Origin of the sequence: Paraflavitalea sp. CAU 1676 (genome assembly GCF_029223285.1) — a bacterium.
GTDB lineage: Bacteria > Bacteroidota > Bacteroidia > Chitinophagales > Chitinophagaceae > Paraflavitalea.
The window spans coordinates 523,354-538,239 of record NZ_JARHUJ010000006.1; the positions used below are offsets into that span (position 1 = coordinate 523,354).

At 48.9% G+C, this 14,886-nt stretch carries 10 protein-coding genes; 5 read left to right on the forward strand and 5 right to left on the reverse strand.

Annotated features, from left to right (window positions below):
* Window positions 1-90: 90 nt before the first annotated feature.
* Entirely contained in the window at window positions 91-1,605 is a 1,515-nt protein-coding gene (locus tag P2H89_RS21910; protein ID WP_275830902.1) for a PAS domain S-box protein, read from the reverse strand.
* 176 nt (window positions 1,606-1,781) lie between these two features.
* A complete protein-coding gene (locus P2H89_RS21915) occupies window positions 1,782-2,690 on the reverse strand; it encodes an EamA family transporter (RefSeq protein ID WP_275830903.1) in 909 nt (302 codons plus the stop codon).
* A gap of 296 nt (window positions 2,691-2,986) precedes the next feature.
* On the opposite strand from P2H89_RS21915, the gene P2H89_RS21920 reads away from it, so the two are divergent.
* The 5 genes from P2H89_RS21920 (at window position 2,987) to P2H89_RS21940 (ending at window position 10,887) form a co-directional block, all read left to right on the forward strand.
* Window positions 2,987-5,365 (forward strand): TonB-dependent receptor, encoded by a 2,379-nt coding sequence (locus tag P2H89_RS21920; protein WP_275830905.1) that lies wholly within the window; start codon window positions 2,987-2,989, stop codon window positions 5,363-5,365.
* Between the two features lie 10 nt (window positions 5,366-5,375).
* Complete coding sequence (locus P2H89_RS21925) at window positions 5,376-6,248, forward strand: DUF4249 family protein (RefSeq protein ID WP_275830907.1); 873 nt, start codon at window positions 5,376-5,378, stop codon at window positions 6,246-6,248.
* Window positions 6,249-6,352: 104 nt separating this feature from the next.
* Window positions 6,353-7,075 (forward strand): head GIN domain-containing protein, encoded by a 723-nt coding sequence (locus P2H89_RS21930; RefSeq protein WP_275830909.1) that lies wholly within the window; start codon window positions 6,353-6,355, stop codon window positions 7,073-7,075.
* Between the two features lie 76 nt (window positions 7,076-7,151).
* Entirely contained in the window at window positions 7,152-7,592 is a 441-nt protein-coding gene (locus tag P2H89_RS21935) for a hypothetical protein (RefSeq protein ID WP_275830911.1), read from the forward strand.
* 154 nt (window positions 7,593-7,746) lie between these two features.
* Window positions 7,747-10,887 (forward strand): AsmA-like C-terminal region-containing protein, encoded by a 3,141-nt coding sequence (locus P2H89_RS21940; protein ID WP_275830913.1) that lies wholly within the window; start codon window positions 7,747-7,749, stop codon window positions 10,885-10,887.
* Between the two features lie 95 nt (window positions 10,888-10,982).
* On the opposite strand, the gene P2H89_RS21945 is transcribed toward P2H89_RS21940, so the two are convergent.
* Genes P2H89_RS21945 through P2H89_RS21955 form a run of 3 tightly spaced genes read right to left on the reverse strand, consistent with a single transcriptional unit; the run spans window position 10,983 to window position 14,855 of the window.
* Entirely contained in the window at window positions 10,983-12,272 is a 1,290-nt protein-coding gene (locus P2H89_RS21945; protein WP_275830915.1) for an ATP-binding protein, read from the reverse strand.
* On the reverse strand, window positions 12,256-13,629 hold the full coding sequence (locus P2H89_RS21950; RefSeq protein ID WP_275830917.1) for a sigma-54 dependent transcriptional regulator: 1,374 nt from the start codon (window positions 13,627-13,629) through the stop codon (window positions 12,256-12,258). The genes P2H89_RS21945 and P2H89_RS21950 overlap by 17 nt, the downstream gene beginning before the upstream one ends.
* A gap of 47 nt (window positions 13,630-13,676) precedes the next feature.
* On the reverse strand, window positions 13,677-14,855 hold the full coding sequence (locus P2H89_RS21955) for an FtsX-like permease family protein (protein WP_275830919.1): 1,179 nt from the start codon (window positions 14,853-14,855) through the stop codon (window positions 13,677-13,679).
* Window positions 14,856-14,886 lie beyond the last annotated feature (31 nt).

The window sequence follows — 14,886 nt, forward strand, 5'->3', positions numbered from 1 at the left end:
GGCTAGGCAACTTTGTTGCTTCGCCAGAGTTGATCGTCGACCCACGCACGCCTATCGAAGAACCACAAAATGTCCTTCAGTGCAGCCACCCTAAATTTTGAACGTGACGTTCATGCGGCACCCCTTGCCGGGTGCCGATTCCAGGTCTACCTGGCCGTTAAAGATCTCGGCCCGGTTGATGATATTGGTAATGCCGATGCCCGTACGCCGCTGCTGGAGGTCGAACCCTTTGCCATCGTCCGTAACAGACAGGATTAGTTGGCCGGCCAGCTGCCGGATAGAGATATCGATGTGCTTCGCTGCTGCATGGGTTTGTATATTGGTCAGCTGTTCCTGCAGAATGCGGAATAGGGTCATCTTTAGTTTATCATCCAGATTATGCTCTTCAGGTAATGAGAAGTCGACCCTGATATGGAACGACTTGCCCAGCCGCACGCTTTCTACCAGGTTCTCGATCGATAGCTGGAGGCCGATCTCCTGCTCATAAACATGGATCAAAGTTTTAGATAGTTCCCTGATCTCATTCATGGCATTGATGATGATCGACTCGGCCCGGTCGATCATGTGCGCCTGCTCGGCAGGATTGTCCCGCCCATATTCCAGGCAAACCTTGGCAGTGCTCAATATCTGCTTGACATTGTCGTGCAGCTCGCGCCCGATATGGGCCCTTTCCTTTTCCTGCGCATCGAGGGCTGCCTGCATGATCTCGCGCTGGCGGTTAAGCTTTTCTTCCATCAGCTGATGCCGTAATTCTTCCGACTCCAGGATGAGCCGTTCGGCTTTCTTCCGTTCGCTGATATCGCGGAAATTTCCTACCAGTGCATTGATGCCCGGCATATCCAGCAGGTTTGTAGCGATCCCTTCCACCCATAGTTCTTCCCCATTCTTGTGGATCAGCTTCAGGTAAATGGTAAAAGGCTGCCGGGGAAACTTCGAAAGCTCGCTTAACAGGCTTGTGGCTTCATCTACACTATCGGGGTGTATGAAGGTGTATACACTTTTATACAGGTATTCTTCTTCCGAATAGCCAAGGTATCTCTTAACCGATGGTGAGCCGTAGATAAAACAGCCTTCACCGTTGGCCATCATGATAAAGTCGGCACTGTTCTCGATGAGAGAACGAAACCGGATCTCACTCTCCTGCAGCATGCGGCTATTGGTAATGGCCTCTGTAACGTTGCGGGCAAAGCAGGAGATGCCATTGATGACGTTACCCTTTCGCATAGGGTTGATCGAGATCTCGAAGTAGGTAAGCTGCCCGTGTATGATGAAGTTAGAGAGGAAACGCTGTCCCTGCCCTTTGAATGCCTGTTGATAAATATCGTTCCACTCTTCGGTTTTGGAGGGATCGAAAATGCCAAGCACGTCAAGCATTTTATCGCCTGGGCCTGCATCGATGCCGATCACATCTTTAATCAGCTTCACCAGCGCACTATTAAGCACGATATAACGCATTTCGGTGTCGACACTCCAAACGTAACCGTCGAGGTTTTCGACGAGGGCGTCGAGGTTGGCCGCTTTTTTATGGATCTGTGGTGCCAGCGGACCAGCAATGAGGTATTGTTCTTCTGCCGCAGTAATGGCGGTTCCAGGAGCACTTTGCATAATACAGGTATTACTCAGTTAAATGGTTACACTATCTACCTGAATCAGAGAATCTTAGCCTTGATAATGGTATGCGTACGCGTGGTTGGGTGGCGAATGGAAGTCTATAAAATTAAAAAACTATACATTAAAATGCTAATATTCTTTTAAGGGGAACCCTGTAGAAGCAAAGGTGGTTAGGATGCCTTCTTTTTCTGTACCAGGTAAAGGCCGACGATTACCAACAGCATACCTGCAATGGCATAGAGACCAATAGGCTCTTTCATCATAACATTGGCGATAATATATCCCGATACAGGGCAAAGGAAAAGCCAGAATGCTGCTTTAACGGCATTGTCGCGCAATAAATAGAGCCAGAGCTGAACCGCCATAATGGATACAGGAATAGCGAGCCACAATACGGAACCGAAAAAGTGCTTATCCCATACATTCTTAGAAGGCTCGAAGGTAATGGCAGCAACTGGCAGCAGGAAAATGCCGCCCAGCAGCGTTTGCCAGCCATTAATGGAGAGTATATGCAGGTCGCTCCAGGGTTGGCGCGAAAAATACAAAGTACCTACAGAATAAATAAGCATGCTGCTCATGAGCAGGCCGATGCCGAACGGTGTAGCCATACTGTGTTGTATCAGCGGCCAGGCGGCGAGGGTAACGCCGGCGCTGCAAAGTAACAGGCTGATCAGGGTAGCAGGCTTTAATCGTTGTCCAAACAATATTGTCGACATCAAACTGATAAACACCGGGTTGGTAGCGATAGCCAGCGAGCCCAATCCGGGCGATACTTCCTGCATCGCCACAATATAAATACCGAGATACAGGGATATATTCAGCAATCCATAGATGCAGAGTTGTTTCCACTCCTTTCCTCTGGGCAGGCGTTTGCCCATGATCACGTGAGCGATCAATAACATCACCCCGCCTGCCAGGAAGAAACGCGCAATACAAATGGTAAAAGGCTGCGCCGATTGCAAACCGATCTTGGTAGCCGTGGCCGCTGATGACCACAATACGGCAAAGGCCAGGCCGATCGCAAACAGGAGTAACCCTTTCGATTTATCTGCATTCAATGTCGCTTCTTTGTCTGTCACACGATTTAATTTGATCCCTGATGGTCAATGGTTAAATTATCCTGTTATGATCAACAGGGCGCAAAAATAACACTGTAAAAGTTAAACACCCAATTAAGGCCCAATCAGGGTAAAAGGGGATTATTATGTGGTTTGCATGTGATGATCCCTGCCATTATACGATGCTGCTATACTTTTGCGGGGCATTGCATCGTTCATACGCTGCTCATTATTGCGTATGTTAATAATTTCTAAATAGTGTGTGCAACGTAGGGGTAAGGAAATCCTTCGTTGTCATACTCCAAACAAACTCTAGTATGTTACGTTCTTCCATTAGAATTTTATCCTTGTTCCTAACCCTGCTAACTTTTCATGATGCGCTTTACGCGCAGGGTGGAAAACCATTGACCATCAGTGGCTATGTTCGCGACGCCGCCAGTGGTGAAGTGCTCATCAATGCAACTATCACCGTAAGCCCGGTAAATGCTACCGTACAATCCAATGCCTACGGCTATTTTTCCGTTACCCTTCCCTCCGGTAAATACACCGTCAATGTGAGCTATACCGGGTATAGTTTATATAAAACAGAGATCGATCTTACCGAAAGTAAAGCACTCGAGGTTACCATGCAAACAGCCGCTGCCGAAATGGACAAGGTAGTGGTGACTGGTGAAAAAAGACTTCGCCGAACCAATACCGTGGCACTGGGCATTCAACAACTCAGCATGGGGCAGATCAAAAAGATACCCGCCTTTATGGGTGAGCCCGATGTAGTGAAAGCCCTGTTGACGCTGCCCGGCATTACTTCAGTAGGGGAAGGCGCATCTGGTTTCAACGTGCGGGGTGGCAATGTGGATGAGAACTTAATTATCATGGACGAAGCGCCGGTGTACAACAGCTCGCACCTGCTGGGCTTTTTCTCGGTGTTCAATCCCGATGCCGTAAAGAATGTAACACTGTACAAGAGTGCTTTCCCGGCAGAATATGGCGGCCGCACTTCTTCGGTACTCGACATTCGTATGAAGGAAGGAAATAACCAGAAGCTTACGGTGAATGGCGGCATCAGCACCATCTTCAGCCGACTGTCTATAGAAGGCCCTATCCAAAAAGATAAATCATCTTTCATAATTGCCGGCCGCCGTTCTTACATCGATGTGTTGTCTAAACCATTCCTGAAAGAAAAGGACCGCGACAATAAATTGTACTTCTACGATCTTACCGCCAAAGCCAACCTGGAGATCAATGACAAGAATACCATTTACCTGAGTGGTTATTTTGGCCGTGATGTATTTGGTTTTGGTAATGAAGCCGGCTTCGAGTGGGGCAATACAACCGGTACCTTCCGCTGGAACCACCTGTTTAACCCCCGGTTGTTCCTCAATACCAGTGTTTACTACTCCAAATACGATTACAAACTTTTCTTCAGCTCCACCCAAAACGATGAAGTGGATGAGAAGTACGATTGGAACTCGAATATTCAAACCTACGGTGTTAAACCCTCGCTTACCTGGTTCATCAACAACAAGCACCAGTTGAAAACGGGCGTGAATGTCGTGTTCTACGATTTCTATCCCGGCAAAGGCGTAGCCACCAGTGAAGGCGTTAAGAACGATATTACACTCAAGAAAAGATTTGGATCAGAAATGGCTGCTTACCTCGAAGACACCTGGAAGCTCAGCCGCAAATGGCAGATACAGGGTGGCGTTCGGGTGAACCAGTATGCTTATCTTGGAAACACAACCGTATATTATTTCAGAGATACCACGGCCAATGTACGCAAGCCACTCGACCGTGAAGAGGTGGTGACCAGTAAAAAGAAGGTAGCAGACTGGGCATTCTTCGAACCCCGTCTCTCTGTTAGGTACGAGTTGAAGAAGAATACTTTCCTGAAAGCCGGCTACGCACGCAGTTCACAATACCTGCACCTGCTGTCGAATACTGCATCGCCTACTCCCGTCGATCTGTATTTCCCCAGTACCAATAATATCAAACCTTCTGTAACAGACCAGGTGTCGGTAGGTATGGTTACCATTCCCGAAGCGTTACCGCTGGAGTTCTCGGCTGAAGTGTTTTACAAGAAGATGGACGATGTGCTGGATTATATCGACAATGCCAATCTCGAGCTGAACCAGATGGTAGAGGCCGACCTGCTTACTGGCAAAGGTCGTTCCTGGGGTGTGGAACTGGAAGTGAAGAAGGAAACCGGTAAATGGCAGGGCTGGGTAAACTATACCTATTCAAGGTCCGAGCGTCAAACACCCGGCATCAGTAAAGGCGAATGGTACCTGAGCCGATACGACCGCACCCATGTGGTGAATGCGGCAGTTACTTACTCGCACAATAAGAAATGGGATTTCTCAGCCAATTTCAACCTGGGTTCCGGTACGCCGGCAACTTTCCCCGATGTAAGGCTGGATATCCAGGGTATTCCTGTTCCCTACAATAGTTCCGAAAAACGCAACAATTTCCGCCTGCCGGCTTACCACCGCCTCGATGTGGCCGCTACTATGAAAGGCCGTCAGGGCAAGAAATTCAAGCAGGAGTGGGTATTTGGAATCTACAACCTCTATGCCCGCCAGAATGCTTACACCATTTATTTCCGTCAGAACCAGGATGAGCCGCAGAAAAAAGAAGCGGTGCGTTTGTCGATCCTTGGCTCCTTCATTCCTTCTATCACCTGGAACTTTAAATTTTAACAGTACGACCATGAAGAATCTTAAATTATATATTGCTTCGCTGATCGCTCTTTATAGCCTATCCTCCTGCGAGAAAGTAATAGATGTGAACATGCCCGATGGAGAGAAATTGCCCTATGTTGATGCCTGGATCACCAATAAGCCCGGTAAGCAGACCATTAAATTTCTGCGGGCTGTCAATTACCAGGAAAACAAAGCGCCCGAAGTGGTTGCCGGAGCGCAGATCGTGCTTACGGATGTAACAGCCAATAAAACCTACGATTTTACTTTTAAGAACGGTGCCTACGAGTTCGATGCCGGAGCCGATGCCATCGGCGTCATAGGCCACACATACAAATTGGCCATCAACTGGGATGGGCAGCAGTTCGAGGCTTCCGATGTACTGACCCGCGTTACGAAGATCGATTCGATATCAGTAGAATACCGCGGCAAAGAAGATGTTGAAGGGGATGAAAAGGAAGGATACTACGCCGAAATGCATGCCCGTGACCTGGTCGGCGGCACCGATTACTCGTGGATACGCACTTATCGCAATGGCCAACTCAATTATCATGTAACAGAAATGGTGGCCATCGATGCCTCTTTCTATGAGAACGTATCCGACGGATACACCTTCATCGAGCCATTCCGCGAAGGCATTACCTCGGGCGAAGAGCCCTACAAAAAAGGCGATGTGGTAAAGGTGATGATCCGCAGCGTGAGTAAACCCACCTACGATTTCCTCGACCAGCTGATCGATCAGCTGTACAGCGGTGGCCTTTTTGCGAAAGTGTTGCAGAACGTGCCCTCGAATATTTTCAATAAACAGGCCGATAGCAAGAAAAAGATCTACGGATGGTTTGGCACGGTAGCGGAAACCGAATCCTCCAGGGCCATTAACTAAGCAGTATTAACAACAGGTCAATAGTGAATGATCCGGAACCCACCCTCGCCGCGCATATACTATTGACCTTTTTTCAACCTATAGCAATCTAAAAAACAAAAAAGATGAAACGGAGTATTCTTGTGCTGAGTGTATTGTCAATGTTTTTGTTGACAGTTTCCTGTAAGAAAAAATTAGTCGGCGAGGGACCGTCTGTTACAGAAACCAGGGTGGTCACCAATTTTACAAAAGTGTCGATGGGCTTGCCAGGTATTATGTACGTAACGCAGGAGCCTGGGTATAAGCTTACGATCGATGCACAGCAAAATATCCTGGATAATATCCGCTCGGTCGTTTCGGGCGGAGAACTCAAACTTTATTTCGATTGGGACAAGCGCATCGGTAAGCACGACAAGGTCATTGTTCGGGTAAGTGCGCCCTTGTATGACCGGTTGAACCTAAGTGGTTCGGGCGATATCAGTTCCAGTAAGCCGATCGATGCCGATGTACTTGATCTAACTATCAGTGGTTCCGGATCGATTATGCTGGCGGATGCTGATGTTTCGGGCATACTGCATGCTGCCGTATCGGGATCGGGTACCATCCAGGTCAACAGCGGGGTTGCCAAAACTGGCAACTTCGAGGTCAGCGGCAGCGGTAACATGGAAATGCTGGGTGTTGGTTTTGAAAAGGTGGAAGCTCATATTAGTGGTTCGGGTAATATCAAAGCAACGGTGAGCCAGGAACTCAAGGCGCATATATCCGGCAGCGGATCAGTCTATTATAAAGGCAGTCCGGTAGTCGAATCGCATGTTTCGGGTTCCGGATCTGTTAAAAAGGTACAATAACGGCATTCGCGTTTCAGGTAACCGGTGCAACGCCACCCAACGGGTTGTTGTCAGGATGGTATTAAACCATAGTGGCATGAGATGGATGAAGATATTGGGATTAATCGCGTTATTGGCAACCTTTTCCTGCAAAAAAGACCAGTCGGGCGAACTCCGTTATTTTGAAGTGGGGCTAAGGCATTTGTCCCAGGATTGGAGAGACAGCTCTTTTGTAGTAGCTACTTCCAACCCCAATTTACTATACCAGGTAGAAGAACAATTAAAGCTGCCTGTAGAGAAAAGAAGCAATGTGAGCGGCAAATTGCTGGAAGGCAATGCCGGCTACAACAGGAATGGCAGTCACGTTTTTACCTGGCACCTGGACGAAAACGACTGGCAGCTGGTCAACCTGAGTGTTGAGATCTACGACGGAAGTCCATTTTCCGATGTAGAGCAAAACAAGATGTATTGGATGAACGATGTGAAGCGTTTTGCCCCCTGGGGCTCCTATATTAAACGCGAAATCCCGCGCCGATAAGTATTATGTGTAGTATATCCCTGGTCATTAGGTTATCTGTGTTGGCCAATGGATATGCTACACATAATAAAATTTAGCATACTGTTTTGGCATAACCGGTACCGGTATCGTAATTTTGAGGCGCACGCTTCTGTGCCCACCCAAATACCTCGTTATGTCATCATCCTTTAAAAGGATAACCATTAAACTGCTGAAACTAGGCGGCATTTCATTCGGCATCGCAATCCTCCTGATGTTTCTGCTACCCTATATCTTTCCCGGATTCGTTTCCAACAAGATCAAGGATTGGGCGAGAAGCAGCATCAACTCCGAACTCGATTTTTCACGCGCCCGCCTTTCCTTCTTCCGGCACTTCCCCGCGCTTACCCTCACTTTGTACGACCTGTCCCTGAAAGGATCAGCACCCTTCGAAAAGGCCACACTGGTGAATTCGGAGGAGCTTTCACTCGGCGTAAACCTGATGAGCCTCTTTACCAGCCAAACCAGCATTGACAAAGTATTCCTCACCGGCGCCGATATCAATATCCTGGTCGACAGTAGCGGCCGGGCCAACTATAATATTTACGAGTCCGGCAGCAAAGACACTACCCTTTCAACCGACTCTTCTTCTGTAGCCCTGAAGATCGAAAAGATCCTGATCGAAAAAAGCCAGCTTGTGTACAACGACCAGTCGGTACCCATGGTGATCAATATGAAGGGGCTCAACTACGAAGGCACCGGCGATCTCAGCAAAGCCATCTTCGACCTGCACACACATATGGTGGTCGATTCGCTCGATTTTTATTACGACGGCCAGCCCTACGTACAATCCAAAAAGATCAATGCCGACCTCATCACCAAGATCAATACGAACTCTTTGACCCTGCTCTTCGAGCAAAATGATCTTAAGATCAACAAACTGCCCCTGCGCTTCAACGGCATATTTGAAGTGCTCAGCAGCGGGTATAATATGGATTTCACATTGAAGTCGGCGGAAAGCGACCTGCATGATATCTTCACCGGGCTGCCACCAGATATAACCCAGTGGCTCGACAAAACAGATGTAAGGGGCCATGGGGATATCGACGCCACACTCAAAGGAAAGTACAACGCCGATAGCAGCCAGATGCCCGACCTCGCCCTCAATGTCAAGATCAGGAACGGATATATTGCTCACGCGTCGGCCCCCACACCCATCTCCAACCTCTTCCTGAACTTTCAGTCAAAACTACCACATCTCAATACCGATAGCCTGCAGGTAACGGTGGACTCTATCTTCTTCAATATCGAAAAGGACTATTTCAGCTCCGTCATTCGTTTGAAAGGATTGAACACGCCCACCCTCTATGCAAAAGTCGCCAGCGAAATGGATCTCGAAAAATGGGACCGCGCCCTGGGTTTTGCCCCGCTTGACCTGAAAGGGAAATACAAGATCAACCTGGAAGCCGATGGAATGGTGGCCCGAACGGTCGTACCGAAAGGTCTCCGCGGTACAGATACAGTGCTCAGCAGCATTCCAAAGTTTACACTCCGCTCTTCCCTCTCCAACGGCTACATTAAATACAAAGACCTGCCACAAGCGGTTGATCATATTAGTTTCGACCTTAACGCTTCCTGCCCCGACCATGACTATAAACACACCAGCCTGGCAATAGAAAACCTGAATGCACAGGTACTCAATAATTTCATCAAAGGTTTTTTCAGGATGGGCAACAGCAAGGACTTCCCCATCAATGCCGAACTGAAAAGTGTATTCAACCTGGCAGACATCAAACATTTCTATCCGCTCGATAGTCTTTCGCTCGCCGGCAATCTCGATATCGACATTCAAACAAACGGGAAATACATCCCGGCCAAAAAAGTATTTCCGGTCACCACGGCGAAGTTCAGTGTGCAGAACGGATCTATACAAACGCCATACTATCCCTCCCCCGTGGAGCAGATACAGGTAAGTGCACTGGTGTCCAGCAAAAAAGGATCGATGACCGACCTGGCGGTAGACATCACGCCGGTTTCCTTCCGTTTCGAGGGGCAGCCCTTTTTCATGAAAGCCGATCTGAAGAATTTCTCCAACCTGCGGTACAATATTGCCTCCAAAGGAACGCTCGATATCGGCAAGATCTACCAGGTGTTTGCAGTAAAGGGATACGAAGTAAGCGGGCTGATAGAGACCAATCTTGCGCTGCGTGGTTTGCAAAGCGATGCTACGGCAGGTCACTATGACCGGTTGTTCAATGCAGGAACCATGAAGGTGAAAGACATGGTGTTGCGGGCGGATTTGTTTCCCCAGCCCTTCTTTATCCGCTCGGGCAACTTTCGCTTCGAGCAGGATAAAATGTGGTTCAATGCTTTCAAGGTTAATTACGGAAAAAGCCAGCTCACACTCGATGGTTATCTCAGCAATGTGATCAACTACCTGATGGTGAAAGGTTCGCCGCTGCAAGGCAATTTTGATCTTGCGACCAATTATTTCCTGGTCGATGAGTTCATGGTATTTGCCGACGACAAATCGGCTCCGTCGGCGCCTGCTACATCCGGCGCCGATGGTGTAGTGCTGGTGCCAACCGACCTGGCAGTTACTTTTAAAGCCAACGCTAAAAAGGTTCATTACAATGGCATTGACCTCAACAATTTCAAAGGGCAGGTAACCATCGACAGCGGCGCTGTGAAACTCCAGGAAACAGGGTTCGAACTGGTTGGTGCGCCGGTGGTCATGAATGGCAGCTATAAAAGCATCTCTGCCACCAAGGCCCAGTTCGATTATCATATCGATGCCAAAGACTTTGATGTGAAACGGGCTTACAAAGAGATCAAGCTGTTTCATGATCTGGTGCCGGCGGGCGCAAATGCAGAAGGCATCGTTTCGCTCGATTACCAGCTGGCGGGCCGGCTCAACGAACACATGATGCCCGTATATCCTTCCTTAAAAGGCGGCGGTGTACTGTCGGTCAAGAAAGTGAAGATGAAAGGGTGGAAGCTGATGAACACGGTGAGTAAGGAAACAGAAAAAGAGATCGCCGATCCCGATTTGTCGAAAGTAGAGATCAAATCGAACATTCTAAATAACCTCATTACCATCGATCGCACCCGCGTACGGGTTTCTCCTTTCCGGCTTCGCTTCGAAGGCCAAACCAGCTTCGATGGCAAGCTTAACCTCAAAATGCGGATCGGCCTGCCGCCCTTCGGCATCTTCGGCATTCCGGTGCACATCAGTGGCACGCAGGATAAGCCAGTGATCAAACTGCGCCGTGGCAAAGATGGTCAGTTGGAACAAACGAAGGATGATGATGAGGCAGATACAACAGAACAATTGTAAGATTGGAGGCGACCTTTAAGGCGTTTGAGTCATAGTCGTAAGTGTTTAACGCATGGAACCATTCACGGCAACTATGATGGGTGTTCTGGAAATGCTTACTCCTCAAACCGGATGACGAATTCTGTATTACCCGCGCTGATCGTTCTCAGCGAAAACTCAAACCCGTGGTTGATCAGTATTTCACGGATCAGGGTAAGGCCAATGCCCTGACCGTCTTTCTTGGTACTGAAAAACGGTGAGAACAGTTGTTCTGCCTTGGATGCCGGAATGCCTTTGCCCGTATCGCGAATGATAAGGGTTTGAGGCCGGGCTGTGGTAATAAAAGTGATGGAGCCTCTTTCTTCGATGGCTTCAATGGCATTCTTAATAATATTGATCAGCGCCTGTTCCATTTGCAGGGAGTCGGCTTTGATAATAATGGGTTCTGCTTCAAGCTGAAATTCAAAAGCCACTTCTTTCTCTCCCGCTTTTAAGGTCATAAGCTGGCCAGTGGCATTTATCAGTTGATGCAGGTCGGTAGGTTTCAATTGCGGCTCCGGCAATCTCACAATTTCGGCAAAGTTGCGCATGAACAAATTCAGGTTGTGGTTGCGGTCGATGGCTACCTGCAGCGCCCTGCTGATGGTGGGGCTGTTCTCATGGGTTTGAAGCGTAGACTGCATAATGGAGTTTACCGGCCCCACGGTATTGTTCACCTCATGTGCCATCATCCGGATCACTTTGCCATAGGCTTTCTTTTCGGCTGCCAGCATTTCTGCCGTCAACTCCCCCAGCATGATGAAATAACGCGCAAAACCCCGGTCGATAAAGTGCGACTTCTGCAGCTTATAGGTCTCGATGCCGTTTACATGTACGATCTTGCTTTCGCCCGACCCAAGGCGACTGATCTCCTGAAGCAACGGATGAAAGATCGACTGCACCGGTTTGCCCAGCAGGGCCTTTTCACCCATGCCCAGCAAACGCAAAGCCTGTGGGTTGACCTGGTGAATACATTCGTCGTAGTCCAGGATGATGATGCCGGTAGGCGAGGTATTGATCAGTTTTTCGAGAAAGAAATGCTGTTGCTCCTGCTTGGTCCGCTCTTCACGCAACTCATCGATCATGGCATTGTACACGCTGATGAGTTCGTCCATCTCATATTTACCGGTCGTGAGGAATTTTACATTGAAGTCGCGGTCGCGGATGGCATCGATGCCCTGCATTAGGGTTTTCAACGGCGTGATCAGTTGCCGGTACAATTGCCAGGAAAACGCCAGCGATAGCAACACCAGCACCTCAGAAGCAATGAAAAGGATCTTATCTTCTTTGAATATGATGAAGGTAAGCACCAGGGTAACCAGGTGAATGATGCCAACAAAGAGAATATATTTAGTCCGAAGCCTCATCGAAAGGAATATTGTATTTCTCCAGGCGCCTGTATAGCGCGCTGCGGGTAATGCCCAGTGCTTTCGCCACCCGGGTGATGCGCCCTTTATGGAATTCCATCGCTTTGCGGATCATCTTTACTTCAAGTTCTTCCAGCGTAATACTACCCACTTCGGGCAACTCCAGGTTGCCTTTCTGGCGGGGCGATGTTTCCAGCTGCGATTGAAAATCGGCCACTTCAAGATAATCTTTTTTACTAACCAGTACGGACCGCTCCACGAGGTTCTTCAATTGCCTGATATTACCAGGCAAGGGCAGTTGCTTCAACCACTTCATGGCTTCCGGACTTACGCTGAGCCCCGGCCGGTTATAGATCTCCCGCAAGTTGTTGACGAAGAAATTGACAAGTAATGGAATGTCGCCGGGCCTTTCGCGCAGAGCGGGCAGGTGCACGGTGATCAGGTTGATCCGGTAAAGAAGGTCTTCCCGAAAGCTGCCCTTCGATACCATCTCATCCAACGAGCGGTTGGTGGCACAAACTACCCGTACATCGACCGTTTTTGTGCGGCTGCTGCCCAGCACCTCATATGTACGGTCCTGCAACACGCGCAACAGCTTAACCTGGCTGCCGGGATCGAGATCGCCGATCTCATCGAGGAAGATCGTGCCCTTATTGGCCATTTCGAAACGGCCCGTACGGTCGAAGCGGGCATCGGTAAAAGCGCCACGCACGTGGCCAAACATCTCACTATCGAAAAGCGAGGTCGAAATACCCCCAAGGTTCACTTTTACGAAAGGCTTGTTGCTGCGAAGGCTGTTGAGGTGAACACTTTCAGCGATCAGCTCCTTACCAGTACCGCTTTCTCCCATGATGAGCACGCTGGCATCGGTAGCAGCAACCCGCCCGACGGTTTCCAGTATGTCGAGCATCGACTCGTCTTCGCCGATGATTTGCTGAAAATTATACAAGCTGTCCAGCTTGCGTCGGCTAAGCTTCTCACTTTTCTTTTCCTGCAGGTTGAGCAAGGTATGCACAGACTGCATCAGGTGGTCATTGCTCCACGGTTTATTAATGAAGTCATTGGCGCCAAGCTTCATTCCTTTTACAGCCAGCTCAATGGTGGCCCAGCCGGTTATGAGTATCACGGGCACCAACGGATACAATTTCCTGATCTGCTGCAGCAGGGCCATGCCTTCGTTGCCCGATGTATCGATCGAAAAGTTCAGGTCGAGAATGATCAGCGCGGGGGCCTGCTTTTCCAGGAAGGCGATGGCAGGCACTGGTCCGTCCGCCACCTCCGTGGAAAATCCCTGCTGTTCCAGCAACAATTGCAGGGAGGTTCTTACCGCAATATCATCGTCTATAATGAAGATCATAAAAGCAAAAAGAATTCAAGTTACTGGTAATTCCTAACACGGCTATCCTATTCTTCATGCAATGCCACCGCCGGATAGATCGTAGCCGCCTGCTTGCCGGGATAGAAAGAACAGGCCGCAACCAGAAGGTAAATAAAGATCACCGACAGCCCGATGGCGATGAGGTAAACGCTGGCCGGCATATCGAACACATTCATCAAGGGGAATTGCACGGCGAAAAAGCAACCTACGATCAGCGCCATCGTCGCCAATACAAGCGCTTCACTCACAAGCTGCCGTGATACCGATTGGCCGGTGGCCCCAACAGCCCTGCGCAATCCGATCTCCCCGCGGCGCCGGTTGATATTGTACCACAGTACGCCAAAGAGGCCGAGCGCCACATTGACCACAAAAAATCCGGCAACGATCATCAGGATGATCATGGGCACCAGCGTCATGCTGTTCCTGGATACGAGTTTGTCGGTCAGGTGTTCGATCTCGAGTGTACCGTGGTTGATAAAATTGGGCAGTGATTTATACAGTCTGCTCTCAAAAGCAACATCAGCAGTCGGTTTTACCCGCACAAGCGCATTGCTAAGCCAATAATAGTCCGCTGTGTCTGCCCGCCTGTACAGTTCCGGTTCCACGAGTTGATAGTCGCCTTTGGTCTTCATGTCGGTTACCACACCTACAACCTTGTAGGGATGGTCCGACTCCTTATTTAAGATCTTGCCAATGGCATCTCCGTTTCCAAACCACCTTTTCTTTAGCTCCTCGTTGATCACTACAGGGCGGTATTTCGAGGCATTGTCTTCTTTCGAGAACCAACGGCCGGCGGCCATCTTCGCGCCCAACACCCTGGCATGCTCCCCTTCGCAGATATAATCGTTCAGGGTAATGCCTTTGCCGTCATAGTTAAAATTGTTTTGCATGGTGCTCATGGAAAAGGGAACATTGCTGCTGGTAATACTCACAGCTTCGATCTCCGGCATCGACTTGATCTGGTTGCGCAGGTTTTCGTAAAACAGGAGCAGCGAGTCGCGATTCGGGGGGCGCGACGGTATTTCAAAATGTATAGCCCATACCCTTTCGTATTGGAGGTTTAGGGGTTTTCGGTAGTTCTTATAATAATAGACCACCATCGTGAACACCGCAAAGATCACGAGGAACGAAACCAGGATCTCGAGCATCAGCACGAAGTTTTGCTTCTTTTTATTCCAGATCAGTTTAAACAAATGTTTCAGCATACAACTCAGTTGAATAGATAATAAAATGAAC

Bases quoted from the DNA above. Each gene is read 5' to 3' on its own strand.
- P2H89_RS21910 (WP_275830902.1), bottom strand. From the start codon at position 1,605: ATGCAAAGTGCTCCTGGAACCGCCATTACTGCGGCAGAAGAACAATAC.
- P2H89_RS21920 (WP_275830905.1), top strand. From the start codon at position 2,987: ATGTTACGTTCTTCCATTAGAATTTTATCCTTGTTCCTAACCCTGCTA.
- P2H89_RS21925 (WP_275830907.1), top strand. From the start codon at position 5,376: ATGAAGAATCTTAAATTATATATTGCTTCGCTGATCGCTCTTTATAGC.
- P2H89_RS21930 (WP_275830909.1), top strand. From the start codon at position 6,353: ATGAAACGGAGTATTCTTGTGCTGAGTGTATTGTCAATGTTTTTGTTG.
- P2H89_RS21935 (WP_275830911.1), top strand. From the start codon at position 7,152: ATGAGATGGATGAAGATATTGGGATTAATCGCGTTATTGGCAACCTTT.
- P2H89_RS21940 (WP_275830913.1), top strand. From the start codon at position 7,747: ATGTCATCATCCTTTAAAAGGATAACCATTAAACTGCTGAAACTAGGC.
- P2H89_RS21945 (WP_275830915.1), bottom strand. From the start codon at position 12,272: ATGAGGCTTCGGACTAAATATATTCTCTTTGTTGGCATCATTCACCTG.
- P2H89_RS21950 (WP_275830917.1), bottom strand. From the start codon at position 13,629: ATGATCTTCATTATAGACGATGATATTGCGGTAAGAACCTCCCTGCAA.
- P2H89_RS21955 (WP_275830919.1), bottom strand. From the start codon at position 14,855: ATGCTGAAACATTTGTTTAAACTGATCTGGAATAAAAAGAAGCAAAAC.